Origin of the sequence: Pseudomonas sp. GL-B-19 (assembly GCF_019956415.1) — a bacterium.
In the GTDB taxonomy this organism is placed as follows: Bacteria; Pseudomonadota; Gammaproteobacteria; order Pseudomonadales; family Pseudomonadaceae; genus Aquipseudomonas.
In genome coordinates, this window is the sequence record NZ_JAHBDK010000064.1 from 175,371 (window position 1) to 188,968 (window position 13,598).

The 13,598-nt window shown below is 60.6% G+C and carries 11 protein-coding genes and 1 riboswitch; of the genes, 5 read left to right on the top strand and 6 right to left on the bottom strand.

What is annotated here, in order from left to right:
• Window positions 1-67: 67 nt before the first annotated feature.
• Window positions 68-1,492, top strand: a complete 1,425-nt coding sequence (gene hldE / locus KGB06_RS23770; protein ID WP_223520093.1) for a bifunctional D-glycero-beta-D-manno-heptose-7-phosphate kinase/D-glycero-beta-D-manno-heptose 1-phosphate adenylyltransferase HldE — start codon at window positions 68-70, stop codon at window positions 1,490-1,492.
• Window positions 1,493-1,600: 108 nt separating this feature from the next.
• Here hldE and KGB06_RS23775 read toward each other — a convergent pair whose 3' ends face one another.
• From KGB06_RS23775 to KGB06_RS23790, 4 genes are all read right to left on the bottom strand, one after another.
• Window positions 1,601-2,569 carry a metal ABC transporter ATPase gene (locus KGB06_RS23775; RefSeq protein WP_223520095.1) on the bottom strand — a complete coding sequence of 323 codons (969 nt, stop codon included), beginning with the start codon at window positions 2,567-2,569 and terminating at the stop codon, window positions 1,601-1,603.
• A gap of 32 nt (window positions 2,570-2,601) precedes the next feature.
• Window positions 2,602-3,414, bottom strand: coding sequence for an aldo/keto reductase (locus KGB06_RS23780; RefSeq protein WP_223520097.1), 813 nt, complete (start codon window positions 3,412-3,414; stop codon window positions 2,602-2,604).
• On the bottom strand, window positions 3,411-4,586 hold the full coding sequence (locus KGB06_RS23785; RefSeq protein WP_223520099.1) for an NAD(P)/FAD-dependent oxidoreductase: 1,176 nt from the start codon (window positions 4,584-4,586) through the stop codon (window positions 3,411-3,413). The genes KGB06_RS23780 and KGB06_RS23785 overlap by 4 nt, the downstream gene beginning before the upstream one ends.
• Window positions 4,587-4,783: 197 nt before the next feature.
• Entirely contained in the window at window positions 4,784-5,116 is a 333-nt protein-coding gene (locus KGB06_RS23790; RefSeq protein WP_008027887.1) for a DMT family transporter, read from the bottom strand.
• 103 nt (window positions 5,117-5,219) lie between these two features.
• On the opposite strand from KGB06_RS23790, the gene KGB06_RS23795 reads away from it, so the two are divergent.
• Entirely contained in the window at window positions 5,220-6,116 is an 897-nt protein-coding gene (locus KGB06_RS23795; RefSeq protein WP_223520101.1) for a LysR family transcriptional regulator, read from the top strand.
• A gap of 11 nt (window positions 6,117-6,127) precedes the next feature.
• A complete protein-coding gene (waaA, locus tag KGB06_RS23800) occupies window positions 6,128-7,405 on the top strand; it encodes a lipid IV(A) 3-deoxy-D-manno-octulosonic acid transferase (RefSeq protein WP_223520103.1) in 1,278 nt (425 codons plus the stop codon).
• Window positions 7,406-7,450: 45 nt separating this feature from the next.
• On the opposite strand, the gene KGB06_RS23805 is transcribed toward waaA, so the two are convergent.
• Entirely contained in the window at window positions 7,451-8,890 is a 1,440-nt protein-coding gene (locus KGB06_RS23805) for a TolC family outer membrane protein (RefSeq protein WP_223520105.1), read from the bottom strand.
• 193 nt (window positions 8,891-9,083) lie between these two features.
• Window positions 9,084-9,189: riboswitch (TPP riboswitch) on the top strand.
• Window positions 9,190-9,357: 168 nt separating this feature from the next.
• On the opposite strand from KGB06_RS23805, the gene thiC reads away from it, so the two are divergent.
• Both thiC and cytX read left to right on the top strand, forming a co-directional pair.
• The gene (gene thiC / locus KGB06_RS23810) at window positions 9,358-11,247 is read left to right on the top strand and encodes a phosphomethylpyrimidine synthase ThiC (protein WP_054053301.1); all 1,890 of its coding nucleotides are present in this window, start codon (window positions 9,358-9,360) and stop codon (window positions 11,245-11,247) included.
• Window positions 11,248-11,401: 154 nt separating this feature from the next.
• Window positions 11,402-12,694 (top strand): putative hydroxymethylpyrimidine transporter CytX, encoded by a 1,293-nt coding sequence (gene cytX / locus KGB06_RS23815; protein ID WP_223520107.1) that lies wholly within the window; start codon window positions 11,402-11,404, stop codon window positions 12,692-12,694.
• On the opposite strand, the gene KGB06_RS23820 is transcribed toward cytX, so the two are convergent.
• Window positions 12,663-13,409, bottom strand: coding sequence for an RsiV family protein (locus KGB06_RS23820; RefSeq protein WP_223520109.1), 747 nt, complete (start codon window positions 13,407-13,409; stop codon window positions 12,663-12,665). The two genes, cytX and KGB06_RS23820, sit on opposite strands and share 32 nt — an antisense overlap.
• Window positions 13,410-13,598 lie beyond the last annotated feature (189 nt).

The window sequence follows — 13,598 nt, forward strand, 5'->3', positions numbered from 1 at the left end:
ATGCGCAAGGCCACGCCAACCCTGTGGTAATATCGCGCCCCTGTTCATTTTGTATGTGGGTTGCTCCATGAAGTTGTCCATGCCGCGATTCGATCAAGCCCCTGTCTTGGTGGTCGGCGATGTCATGCTCGACCGTTACTGGCATGGTGGTACCTCACGGATTTCCCCTGAGGCGCCGGTACCGGTTGTCAAGGTCGAGCAAATCGAAGACCGCCCGGGCGGTGCCGCCAACGTTGCGTTGAACATTGCCGCGCTCGGTGCCCCGGCCTCGCTGGTCGGCGTGACCGGCGACGACGAAGCTGCCGACAGCCTGGCCAATAGCCTCAAGGGTGCTGGCGTTCGGGCGATATTCCAGCGCATTGCGCACCAGCCGACCATCGTCAAGCTGCGGGTCATGAGTCGTCACCAGCAACTGCTGCGTATCGACTTTGAAGAACCCTTCGCCACCGATGCGTTGGCGCTTGGCGAGCAAGTCGATGAATTGCTCGAAGGCATCAAGGTGCTGGTGCTGTCCGACTACGGCAAAGGCGCACTGAAAAACCATCAGGTGCTGATCCAGGCCGCACGTGCCCGTGGTATTCCGGTGCTGGCGGATCCCAAGGGCAAGGATTTTTCGATCTACCGTGGCGCAAGCCTGATCACCCCGAACCTCAACGAGTTCGAAACCATCGTCGGTGGTTGCGCCGATGAGCACGAGCTGGTGAGCAAGGGCGCGCAGCTGATGCACGACCTCGACCTCGGCGCCTTGCTGGTGACCCGTGGCGAACACGGCATGACGTTGCTGCGCCCTGATCACCCGGCGCTGCACTTGCCGGCCCGCGCCCGTGAAGTGTTTGACGTGACCGGTGCCGGCGATACCGTGATTTCTACCCTGGCAGCCGCGATTGCCGCTGGCGAAGAATTGCCGCACGCAGTGGCCCTGGCCAACCTGGCGGCGGGCATCGTGGTCGGCAAACTCGGTACGGCGGCCATCAGCGCGCCGGAACTGCGCCGCGCCATTCAGCGTGCAGAGGGGTCGGAGCGCGGCGTGTTGGGCCTAGAGCAGCTATTGCTGGCGGTCGACGATGCGCGTGCGCACAAAGAGAAGATCGTCTTCACCAATGGCTGCTTCGACATTCTGCATGCCGGCCACGTGACCTACCTTGAGCAGGCACGGGCCCAGGGCGATCGTCTGATCGTTGCAGTCAACGACGATGCTTCGGTCAGCCGCTTGAAGGGTCCGGGTCGTCCAATCAACAGCGTTGACCGTCGAATGGCGGTATTGGCCGGTTTGGGCGCAGTGGATTGGGTGATCAGCTTCCCTGAAGGCACCCCGGAAAACCTGCTGCGTGCGGTCAAGCCGGACGTGTTGGTCAAGGGTGGCGATTATGGGATTGACCAAGTGGTCGGCGCAGACATCGTGACTGCTTACGGCGGCACGGTGAAAGTGCTGGGGCTGGTGGAAAACAGCTCGACTACTGCGATTGTCGAGAAAATCCGCCAATCCGAGTGAAGCCTAAAAGATCGCAGCCTCGTTTCACTCGACAGCTCCTACATTGAAATGCGATTCCCTGTAGGAGCTGTCGAGTGAAACGAGGCTGCGATCTTTTGACCTTTTGCTTTAAGAGCTGACTTTTTTACGCGGTACGATTCTCTTCAGCAATTGCTTCGCCTTCCCACGCAACCGCGCCAAACCTGAATCTTTCCCCGGTGGGCTCAAGCCCTGTTGCCGCACCCAATCCTTCCAGCGAATCCGCTCATCACGCACTACCCAGCCTTCCTGCCGGGCAAAGCTCTCCGCCAGAAACAAGCCACGAGTACTCGCCGGGTACAGTTGATCTTTCTTCAAGGTATAGAGCTCGGCCATCGGCTGACCGTCCTGCAATGGCATCAGGTATAAATCGGGGCGCTTGCGGTCGAGCCGGGCGACCAGTTGATCGCCTTCCAGTCGCTCATCGACATGAAACAGGCTCAGGGATTTGGCTTCTTTAGGCACGTCCAGGCGCAAGTCATAGATCAATTGCAACGACGCGGTGGGCAGATGTACGTAAGCGCGCGGCCGTTCGATCAACTGAAGCTTGGCGCAGCGCACCGGCCGCGCCGAACCGGACAACGGCGTCAGGCGAAACGGCAGCGCCTCGCGGTAATGCAGGGCGCTGGCGTAGGGTGCCGGCAGCCATGTGTCGTTGAAACGCCCGCCGAGCCAGCCTTCCGGGGTTTCCAGCAGGCATTCCTCAGCAATTTCCTGGATCGCGGTGTGCAACGGCAGGTTCAGCTCATGGGCCGGTACGTAGCCGGAGATCAGCTTGAGCACCACGTCGCCACGGTCTTGCCGACGCTGACGCACCAGCACCCAGTAATCGCGGTTCTGCCAATGCAGGGTCAGGCGCACCGAGACGCCAAGATTGGCCAGTTCCAGCGCAAACCGCTCGGTGTTAGCCACCGTCACGGGGCGGCGACGTTGCAGGGTCTGGGAGAAATTGAGCGGCATCCCGACGCTCTGATAGCTCAAGCCTTCGGGAGTCGCTTCGACGTACAACGGCAGGGTCTTGAAGTTGCTCGGGTTCTTTCTAATGAGCGTACGCGGCATGTCGGCTCCTGCTTAAGGCCGCGTGGGCGGCATCAGTTTCTACGGAGGACCTGGGCAACGGTCGCAACGTTGTGGGCGAGGTGCAGCGGATTAATGGTCCCGACAATAGCACTGGCAACACCCGGATGTTCAAACAACAATTCGAAGCTGGCGCGCACCGGGTCCACGCCTGGACTCAGGCACACATGACCACTGGCGAGGGCTTTTTTGACCAGGATGGCTTTGCCGTGAGCAGCAGCATAGTCAATGACGGGCTTCTCGTTCTGCTCGTTCAGATTGTAGGTGACCATGGCGCAATCACCTTGCTCCAGAGCCTTCAAACCACCCTCGACGGTTTTACCGGAAAAACCGAAGCCGCGAATCTTGCCTTCGGCCTTGAGATTGGCGAGGGTCGCGTAGACCTCGCTGTCATTGAGGATCGCCAGATCGTTGCCGTCGGAGTGCACCAGCACCAGGTCGATAAAATCGGTTTCCAGGCGTTGCAGGCTGCGCTCCACCGACAGTCGAGTGTGGGCGGCGCTGAAGTCATGGCTCGATTGGCCGTCGGTAAACTCTTCGCCGACCTTGCTGACAATCACCCAGTCCTGGCGCTGGCCACGCAACAGTGGGCCGAGGCGTTCTTCACTGCGGCCATAGGCCGGTGCGGTGTCGATCAGGTTGATGCCCATGTCGCGGGCGAGTTTGAGCAGCCTGCGCGCATCGTCGTCGTCGGGAATCTGGAAGCCGTTGGGGTATTTCACGCCTTGGTCGCGGCCGAGTTTGACCGTGCCCAGGCCCAGCGGTGAAACCAGCAGGCCGGTGCTGCCCAGCGGGCGGTGCAGTTCGTGCAGGGTTGGTTGGCTCATGGCAGCAGTTGATCCCAGGCCGGAACGCTCATCGGTGGTTTTGGCAGCGGCGGCAGCGGCTCAGTCTGGCTTGGCTGGATGCCGTCGCGCGTCAGGCTGGCGATGACCCGGTCGGCGAAGTCCGGCGCCAGTGCCAGTTTGGTCGGCCAGCCCACCATCAAGCGACCTTGTTCGGCGAGAAAGGCATTGTCGGGGCGGGTGAGCCCCGATTGCAGCGGCTCGGCGCGGTCCACACGCAAGGTGGCCCATTGCGCGGTGCTCAGGTCGATCCATGGCAGTAACTGTCCGAGCTCTTGCTGGGCCGTAGCGATTTGCTCAGCGGGTTCTCGAGCAACGCCTTCGGCTTCGGCGATATCGCCCCCCATGTACCAGACCCACTGGCCATCGGCCGCCGGGTGAGTGGTCACGGTCAGGCGCGGTTTGGTGCCGCCACCCAGGCAATGGGCGTACAACGGTTTAAGGCCCGGGCCTTTGGCGATGATCATGTGCAACGGCCGGCGCTGCATGGCGGGCTGACTCAGCCCCAACGCTTCGAGTAACGCCGCCGTACCGGCGCCGGCGCTCAGGACAATGCGCTGGGCACGAATCTCGCGTTCATCGACCTTGAGGCCGACCAGAGCGTTGCCTTCCAGTAGCGGTTCGATCTTCTGTCCGGCGAGCAGGCCATCTCCGGCCAGATCGGCCAGGCGCTGGATCAGGCTTGGCACATCGACCACCAGTTCTGCCAGGCGATAGACCTTGCCCTTGAAGCGTTTGTCTTGCAGGGCCGGTGGCAGTTGCTCGCCCTTGACCTGATCGACTCGGCCGCGCACGGCCTTGCTGGCGAAGAAACTGGTGAGGTTGCCAGCGAGCGTGCCGGGGGACCAGAGGTAGTGGGCTTCGGACAGCAGGCGCACGCCGGACAGGTCCAGTTCGCCATCGCCCGCCAGCGCTGCACGCCAGCGGCGGGGCATGTCGGCAATGGCTTCCGACGCCCCGGTCAGGGCGCCATGCAACGCGTACTTGGCGCCGCCGTGAATGATGCCCTGGGACTTCACACTCTGCCCGCCGCCGAGGCTGGCGCTTTCCACCAGCACGGTCGAAAAACCCTGGCGGCGCAGACGCGCATTCAGCCAGAGGCCGGCGACACCAGCGCCGACAATCAGAACGTCGGTGGAAATAACGGATGGCATGCGGCGACCTCAGTGTTCAAGACGAGGGCGCAGTATACAGACTCGAAGAAAAGGGGACTTGTCGGTGATCAACTGGAGGGATGCAAACCTGTAGGAGTGAGCCTGCTCGCGATAGCGGTGTGTCAGCTTGCATAGATGTCGACGGGCATGACGCTATCGCGAGCAGGCTCGCTCCCACAATGGATTGTGGTTTGGGCCTAATGGCCTGCGGTTTTGGAGAACAGCTGGATCACCACAACGCCCAGCACAATCAACGCCATCCCCAGCATCGCCGGCACATCCAGCTTCTGCCCATAGATAAATAGCGCCGCGACGCTGACCATCACGATGCCCATGCCGGCCCACACCGCGTAAGCGACGCCGACCGGAACGCTGCGCACCACCAGGGTCAGCATCCAGAAGGCAATGCCGTAGCCGACAATCACCAGAATCAGCGGCAGCGGGGTGCTGAAACCTTTGACGGCTTTCATCGAAACGGTCGCGATCACTTCGGCGCAGATGGCGATGGCCAAGTAGTAGTAAGCGGTCATGGGGGCATCCTCGTGTGAAGTGTTGCTTTCTGAGGTTGGCATTTTAGAGACTCTTCAGATGCGGTAAAGTCATTACCTATCTGCCATGAAGATGGGTTGGCCTATGCAATGGGATCTTGAGCAACTGCGGTTGTTTGTCAGCGTAGCGGAGCAGCGTTCTTTTTCTGCCGTGGCGCGCAATCAGCGCAAGGCGCAGTCGGCGGTCAGCAGTTCGATTGCACTGCTGGAAGAAGACTTGGGCGTGAGCCTGTTCGACCGCAGCAGTGGCCGTCAGCCGAAACTCACCGAGGCCGGCAACGCATTGCTGGAAGAGGCGCGGGAAGTGTTGCGTCAGTGTGAGCGCCTCAATGGCCGCGCGCTGGCCATGATGCGCGGCCAGGAAGCTCGTCTGCGCGTGGCACAGGATGAGGCCATGCCCTATCAGCCGATCATCGAAAGCTTCGAAGCCCTGGCCGAAAAATTTCCCAGCCTCGAAGTGCAACTGACCAGCGCCGCCCAAGGCGATGTGGCGCGCAAGCTGGTGGAGCGCCGGGCCGATCTGGGATTGCTGTTTTATCACGACCAAATCCCCGAGGCCCTTGAGCGGCGAGTGCTGGGGCGCGTCGAGATGGTCACGGTGTGCGGCGTCGGGCATCCACTGGCGAAACAGGCACACGTCGATTGTCAGGCTCTGGCGCAGCATCGCCAGTTGCTGATGTCCACACAGTCCAGCGTCTATCCCGGTAGCGAACCGGCCAGCCCACAAGTCTGGCGCGCGGACAGCTTCTACGTGATGGCCGAATGGCTGGTGCGCGGCCTCGGTTGGGCCTGGTTGCCACGGCATGTGGTGCAATACCCGGCGTATCAGGACTTGATGGTTGAACTGGTCAGCGAATGGACCCCGCCGGCGCTGGTGGTGGAGTTGGTATGGCGTCGTGATGAACCGCTGGGCCCGGCGGCTCGCTGGCTGGCGGAACGTTTTGCCGTGCACTTGCAGGCGATCGGCGAGAAAAGCCGATAAACTCCGCCGCCATGAATAGAACTCTCTATACCGCGCTGTTTTACCTGGGGCTGCCACTGGTAGCGATTCGGCTGTGGCTGCGGGCGCGTAAGGCGCCGGCGTACGCCAAGCGTATTGGCGAGCGTTTCTCCGTCGGACTGCCGGTGATGACGCCGGGCGGTATCTGGGTGCACGCGGTGTCGGTGGGCGAAAGCATTGCCGCAGCGCCGATGATTCGCGCCTTGCTGCAACGTTATCCACAGTTGCCGATTACCGTGACCTGCATGACCCCGACCGGGTCCGAGCGCATCCTGGCCTTGTTCGCCAATGAGCCGCGCATTCAACACTGCTACTTGCCCTACGATTTGCCATGCGCCGCTGCGCGCTTCCTGGATCGGGTCCGGCCAACCCTGGCGGTGATCATGGAAACCGAACTCTGGCCCAACCACATTCACCAATGTGCCAGGCGCGGGATTCCCGTGGCACTGGCCAATGCGCGGCTGTCCGAACGCTCGGCCAAGGGCTATGGTCGCTTCAGCAAACTGACGCAGCCGATGCTCGCCGAGATGAGCCTGTTCGCGGTACAGACCGAGGCCGAAGCCCAGCGCTTCCAAGAGTTGGGTGCGCGTCCTGAAACCGTAGAGGTCACCGGCTCAATCAAGTTCGACCTGACCATCGACCCGCAACTGCTGCAACGTGCCGTCGAACTGCGCACTCAGTGGCAGGCGCTTGAACGACCGGTGTGGATCGCCGCCAGTACCCATGAAGGCGAAGACGAAGTGGTCCTCGCGGCCCATCGTCAGTTGCTGGTCAATCATCCCGATGCGTTGCTGATTCTGGTACCGCGCCATCCAGAGCGTTTCAACCCGGTGTTCGAACTGTGTCAGCAACAGGGTTTTGCCACACTGCGTCGTTCTACAGGAGAGCCAGTGACCTCGGCCACCTCGGTTCTGGTGGGGGACACCATGGGCGAGTTGCTGTTTCTCTACGCCTTGGCCGACAGCGCTTTTGTGGGGGGCAGCCTGATGCCGAACGGCGGGCATAACCTGCTGGAACCGGCCGCGCTGGCCAAGCCAGTCCTGAGCGGCCCGCACCTGTTCAACTTCCTCGAAATCGCCACGCAATTGCGTAGCGCCGGGGCGTTGCAGGAAGTGGAGGATGCCGAAGGCCTGGCGTTGGCGGTGCAGCGGCTGTTCGAGTTGCCGCGCGATGCGCAGCGGATGGCAGAGGCGGGGCTTAAGGTGATGCGCACCAATCAAGGGGCGTTGCAGCGGTTGCTGGATGGGCTGGGGCGGTTGATCGATCGCTAATAAATGTGGTGAGAGGGTAAGCCCCCTCACCGCAGTGATGACCTGTTACTGCTCAGGTCTTGCTTTTAATTGCTCTTCCGCTGCCTTCGCCAGGCCCGGTGGAAGGAAGTCCTTGTCGGGGTTGTAGTCGGCCTTGAGATAACGCTTCAGGTCTTCCAGATCTCCCGGGCTCAGTGTGCCGGCCTGCTGTTTGAGGCGCAGGTTGTCGAGGATGTAGTCGTAGCGGGTGTTGTTGTAGTCGCGTACCGAGGTGTACAGCGAACGCTGCGCATCCAGGACGTCGACGATGTTGCGTGTCCCCACCTGATAACCGATTTCGGTCGCTTCTACCGCACTCTGGTTGGAGATGATCGATTGCTTGCGCGCCGAAACCTGATCAACGTCAGTGTTCACTGCGCGGTGTAGATTGCGGGTACTTTCCACGATCTGCCGACGCAGCGCTTCGCGTTGCTGCTCGGTCTGGTCCAGCTGTGCATACGACTGGCGCACCTGGGAGGTGGTCAGGCCACCGCTGTAGATCGGGATGCTCAGTTGCAGGGCCAGCGTCGTTTGCTCGACGTTGCCACCGTACGCCTGAGGAAGGTTGTTCGGGTTGCTGAACCCCAGCGCGTCGTTGTCGCCTTTTTCATATTTCGCCACGGCGTCGACGGTCGGTAAGTGGCCGGCCTTGCGCTGCTTGAGGGTTTCTTCGGCGGCACTGACCGCGTAGTTGCTGGCCAGCAAATTCAGGTTCTGTCTGGCCGCCGTATCGACCCAGGCTTTGGCGTCGTTCGGAGACGGTGGCAAGATCGGCAGGCTATGGGTGACGCCCCAAATCGAATTGTACTGACGGTTGGTCAGAGTGATCAGTGCTTCAAACGCGTCATCTACCTGGCGCTGTGCAACGATCCGGTTGGCGCGTGCGGTGTCGTAGCTGGCTTGAGAGTTGAGCACGTCGGTCTTGTCCGACAAGCCGACATCGAAACGTTCGTTGGACTGGTCGAGCTGGCGTTTGAATGCCGCTTCCTCGGCCTTGGTCGACGCCAGGTTGTCCTGGGTGCGCAGCACGTTGAAGTAATTTTCAGCGGTCTGCAGGATCAGGTTTTGCTCGGTGGCCGAGAGTTGCAGGGCGGCCTGTTCGTTGACGTCCTTGGCGGCCTGAAACTGGAACCAGCGATCGGCACGGAACAGCGGCTGCGCCAGGGTGGCCTGATACGAATTTGCAGCGCGATTGGCCGTCGACGAAGGCTGATCGATCGAGGTGCGCACGTTAGCCAGTTCGGCACCGCCCGAAAGATTGGGCAGCAGGCCGGCACGGGCCTGGGGCACGACTTCTTTCTGTGCGCCGTATTGAGCAATGGCCGCCGCGAGGTCGGCGTTGTTGGCCTTCGCTTCCTGGTAGACGCTGACCAGATCGTTTTTGTTTGATACGGGCGCTTCTGCTGCCCAGGCCATTCCATTGGACGCACAAGACACGGCAATGGCCAGTGAGAGTTTGCGCAGCATAGGCGTTCCCTAGAATTAATATTACACAAATAATTTGAGCGCCAAGGCTAAGGCGCGGCACGTACCACGTCAATGCGTGGCTTGGCGTAGCGAGTGTAGTTGTGCAAGAGGGCGTGAACAATCCGGAATGCGCCATTCATCATGGTGTTTGCAGCGGTATTGGCGTTCTCTGCCAGTTGTGTCTAGACTGGCCGGGTTCTTGTCGGGGTGCCTTGCTATGAGGCTGAGATCGAATAATTTCGGATCCCGTTGAACCTGATCAGGTTAGCGCCTGCGTAGGGAACAAGATTTCTCGTCACCCGGCGAGTCCTCTTGTGCTTCGTCCGGGATGTTGTTCGACAATCGAACACCCCTCGAGCACTGAGCACAGCACCAACAGCGCCGTTATGGCTGATTGGCTGCGTCCATTCGTTACAGGTTCACTCCGACAAAATCCCACTGCCTGGATGCTGTCTGGAGAGCCCGTGATGACGATAAAACTAAAAAATACGACGAACCTGAGTGATTCGGCCCAAGTCGATCAACAGTCGGTTCAGCCGTTTACCCGCTCGCAAAAAATCTATGTTCAGGGCTCACGTCCCGACATCCTCGTGCCTATGCGCGAAATCAGCCTGGATGTGACTCCGACCGATTTCGGCGGCGAGATCAATGCGCCGGTGGTTGTGTACGACACCTCGGGCCCGTACACCGACCCCAATGTCATCATCGACGTGCGCAAAGGCCTGGCCGATGTGCGTTCACCGTGGATCGAGTCCCGTGGCGACACCGAACGCCTGCCTGGCTTGAGTTCGAACTTCGGCCAGGAGCGCCTTGCTGATGCCGAGCTGACCAAACTGCGCTTCGCCCACGTCAACAATCCGCGCCGCGCCAAGGCCGGGGCTAACGTCAGCCAGATGCACTACGCCCGCAAAGGCATCATCACCGCCGAGATGGAATACGTCGCCATCCGCGAAAACATGAAACTGGAAGTGGCCCGCGCCGCCGGGCTGCTGGACCAGCAACACGCCGGCCACAGCTTCGGCGCCAGCGTGCCGAAAATCATCACCCCCGAATTCGTCCGTGACGAGATCGCCCGCGGTCGCGCAATCATTCCGGCCAACATCAACCACACCGAACTGGAACCGATGATCATCGGCCGTAACTTCCTGGTGAAGATCAACGGCAACATCGGCAACAGTGCCCTGGGTTCGTCCATCGAAGAAGAAGTGGCGAAGCTGACCTGGGGCATTCGCTGGGGTTCGGACACGGTCATGGACTTGTCCACCGGCAAACACATTCACGAAACCCGCGAGTGGATCATCCGTAACTCGCCAGTGCCAATCGGTACGGTACCGATTTACCAGGCCCTGGAAAAAGTCGGTGGCGCTGCCGAAGATCTGACCTGGGAGCTGTTCCGCGACACGCTGATCGAGCAGGCCGAGCAGGGCGTCGACTACTTCACCATCCATGCCGGCGTGTTGCTGCGTTACGTGCCGCTGACCGCCAAACGCGTGACCGGTATCGTTTCCCGTGGCGGCTCGATCATGGCCAAGTGGTGCCTGGCGCATCACAAGGAAAACTTCCTCTACACCCATTTCGAAGACATCTGCGAAATCATGAAGGCCTACGACGTCAGCTTTTCGCTGGGTGATGGCCTGCGTCCGGGCTCGATTGCCGACGCCAACGACGCCGCACAATTCGGCGAGCTGGAAACCCTCGGCGAGCTGACCAAGATCGCCTGGAAACACGACGTGCAGTGCATGATCGAAGGCCCGGGTCACGTGCCGATGCAGTTGATCAAAGAGAACATGGACAAGCAGCTGGAATGCTGTGACGAAGCGCCGTTCTACACCCTCGGCCCGCTGACCACCGACATTGCACCGGGTTACGACCACATCACCTCCGGGATCGGCGCGGCGATGATCGGCTGGTTCGGTTGCGCCATGCTCTGCTACGTGACGCCGAAGGAGCACTTGGGCCTGCCGAACAAGGATGACGTGAAGACCGGGATCATCACCTACAAGATCGCCGCGCATGCCGCGGATCTGGCCAAAGGGCATCCGGGCGCGCAGATTCGCGACAATGCCTTGAGCAAGGCGCGGTTCGAATTCCGTTGGGAAGACCAGTTCAACCTCGGTCTGGATCCGGACACCGCCCGTTCGTATCACGATGAAACCCTGCCGAAGGATTCGGCCAAGGTCGCGCACTTCTGCTCCATGTGCGGGCCGAAATTCTGCTCGATGAAGATCACTCAGGAAGTCCGTGAATACGCGGCCAACCAGCGGATCGAAACCGTGGATGCCGAGGTCGCCCAGGGGTTGGCGGATCAGGCTGAACGGTTCAAGCAGGAAGGCAGTCAGCTGTACAAGAAGGTTTGATCGATCCCGCGCCAGTCCTTTCAGGCTGGCGTAGCTTTTGTAGGAGCAAGGCTTGCCCGCGATAGCGCACTTGAGATCGCCATCGCTGGCAAGCCTTGCTCCTACAGAAAGTGAAGGTCTACACAACAACAAATGTCCCTCTGAGATAACACCCTTGAGCATTCAACCGAGTACTTATTCACCAGACATCGCGGTGCCGACCGACAAACGTGTCTTCGGCGGTCGCGATCTGTTTTCCCTGTGGTTCTCCCTCGGCATCGGCCTGATGGTGCTGCAGACTGGCGCACTGCTCGCGCCAGGCTTGGGCCTGTCCGGTTCGTTGCTGGCGATCTTCCTCGGCACCCTGGTCGGCGTTCTGCTGCTGGCCGCCGTCGGCGTGATCGGCAGTGACACCGGTCTGTCGTCGATGGCCGCACTCAAACTCAGCCTCGGCAAACGTGGCGCGAGCTTGCCGGCCGTGCTGAACCTGCTACAACTGATCGGTTGGGGCTCGTTCGAAATCATAGTCATGCGCGACGCTGCCAGCCTGTTGGGCGCGCGGGCATTTAGCGAAGGCAGCCTGCTGTCGAATCCGCTGCTCTGGACAATTTTCTTCGGTGGTTTGGCGACCTTGCTTGCCGTCAGCGGTCCCCTGACATTCGTGCGGCAAATCCTGCGCAAGTGGGGCATCTGGTTGTTGCTGGCTGCGTGCATCTGGCTGACCTGGAACCTGTTTGCCAAAGCCGATCTGGCCGCGTTGTGGGCGCAGGCCGGTGATGGTTCGATGCCGTTTGCCGTGGGTTTCGACATTGCCATCGCGATGCCGCTGTCCTGGCTGCCGCTGATCGCCGACTATTCGCGTTTCGGCAAGCGTGCGAAAAACGTCTTCGGTGGTACGGCGCTGGGCTTCTTCATCGGTAATTTCTGGCTGATGAGCCTGGGCGTGGCTTACACCCTGGCGTTCGCGCCGAGCGGTGAAGTGAATGCCTTGCTGCTGGCGCTGGCCGGTGCCGGTCTGGGCATTCCGCTGCTGCTGATCCTGTTGGACGAGTCGGAAAATGCCTTCGCCGATATTCACTCGGCCGCCGTTTCCAGCGGAATTTTGTTGCGCTTGAAAGTCGAGCATCTGGCGCTGGCCATCGGCGTGATCTGCACACTGATCGCGTGCCTGGCACCGCTGGCCCAGTACCAGAACTTCCTGCTGTTGATCGGTTCGGTGTTTGCGCCGCTGTTCGGCGTGGTGCTGGTGGATCACTTCATCTTGCGCAAACGTTCGGCTCAAGTGGCGTCAGCCGCGTTGCGCTGGCCGGCATTGCTCGCCTGGTTGGGTGGGGTGAGCACCTATCATTTGTTGGCCAATCTGTATCCGGACATCGGCGCAACCCTGCCGTCGTTGATTCTGGCAGGGCTGCTGCAGTTGGTGCTGGGTCGGGCCTTCAGCTACGGCCGGGAAACAGCTCGGGCTTGATGATGCCGTTCAAACGCGGGTAAGGGATCTTCAGTTCGATATGGCCCAGCGCGTAAGGCGCGATGGTGCTGGTTTCGTACTTGAGGATCACCCCGCCGTAGGTCAGCGCCACGTTCTGGGTTTTCTGGAACGGCCAGCTCTTCACGAACTCCGGTTCCTGATCGAGCTTGGTGCTGATCAACCAGCTGTTGTGCGCGACTTGCGCCGCCTTCCAGAACGCTTCTTCCTGACCTGGAATCAGCATGTCCGACAGCGTCAACACTTTGTGTTGCTGGCGTGAATAGTTGATAAAACCGCGGCCCGGTGTGCCATGAGCGCCGCCGGTGTCCAGGTAGCTGGAAAATTCGACGATCACCAAGCCGTCATGCTGTTCACGTACTTTGGCTTGCAGGTAGCTGCTGGAACGCGGACTGGCGGTGCGCAAAAATTCGTCACGATAGGCCGTCAGCGTGGGTGCCACTGGGGCGTCCGGTGAGGTGCGGGTCAATTGCAGCAGGCGTTTTTCGACGATGCCGTCCAGCGCGGGTTCGGCAGGAAAGTGCACTGTATCGATGTTCACCAGCGGGCATTCGGATGTGGTGCAACCCGGTTTCAGGGTTTCGGTGGCGTCGCGGGTGGTTTCCAGTGGTGCCCGGTAGCTGGGCTGAAACAGGCTCTGGCAGGCGCCCAGCGTCAGGGCGATAGCGGCCACGGAGGCGATTTTAAAAAGCGACATGGGCGTCCTTTGCAAAACAGGGGAAGGCAAAAAAGTTATCCGCTTCGACTATCAACGAAGCAGTCAGTTCGCCACTAAGCTAATTAGAGTTGGTTTCGCCCTCACCGTCTATCCCGCTGACGGGAAAGGGGCTGCATCAAATGTCGCAGGCGCGTTAGGATGGCGCGAAGTCGAGGTTGCAAGTAACAA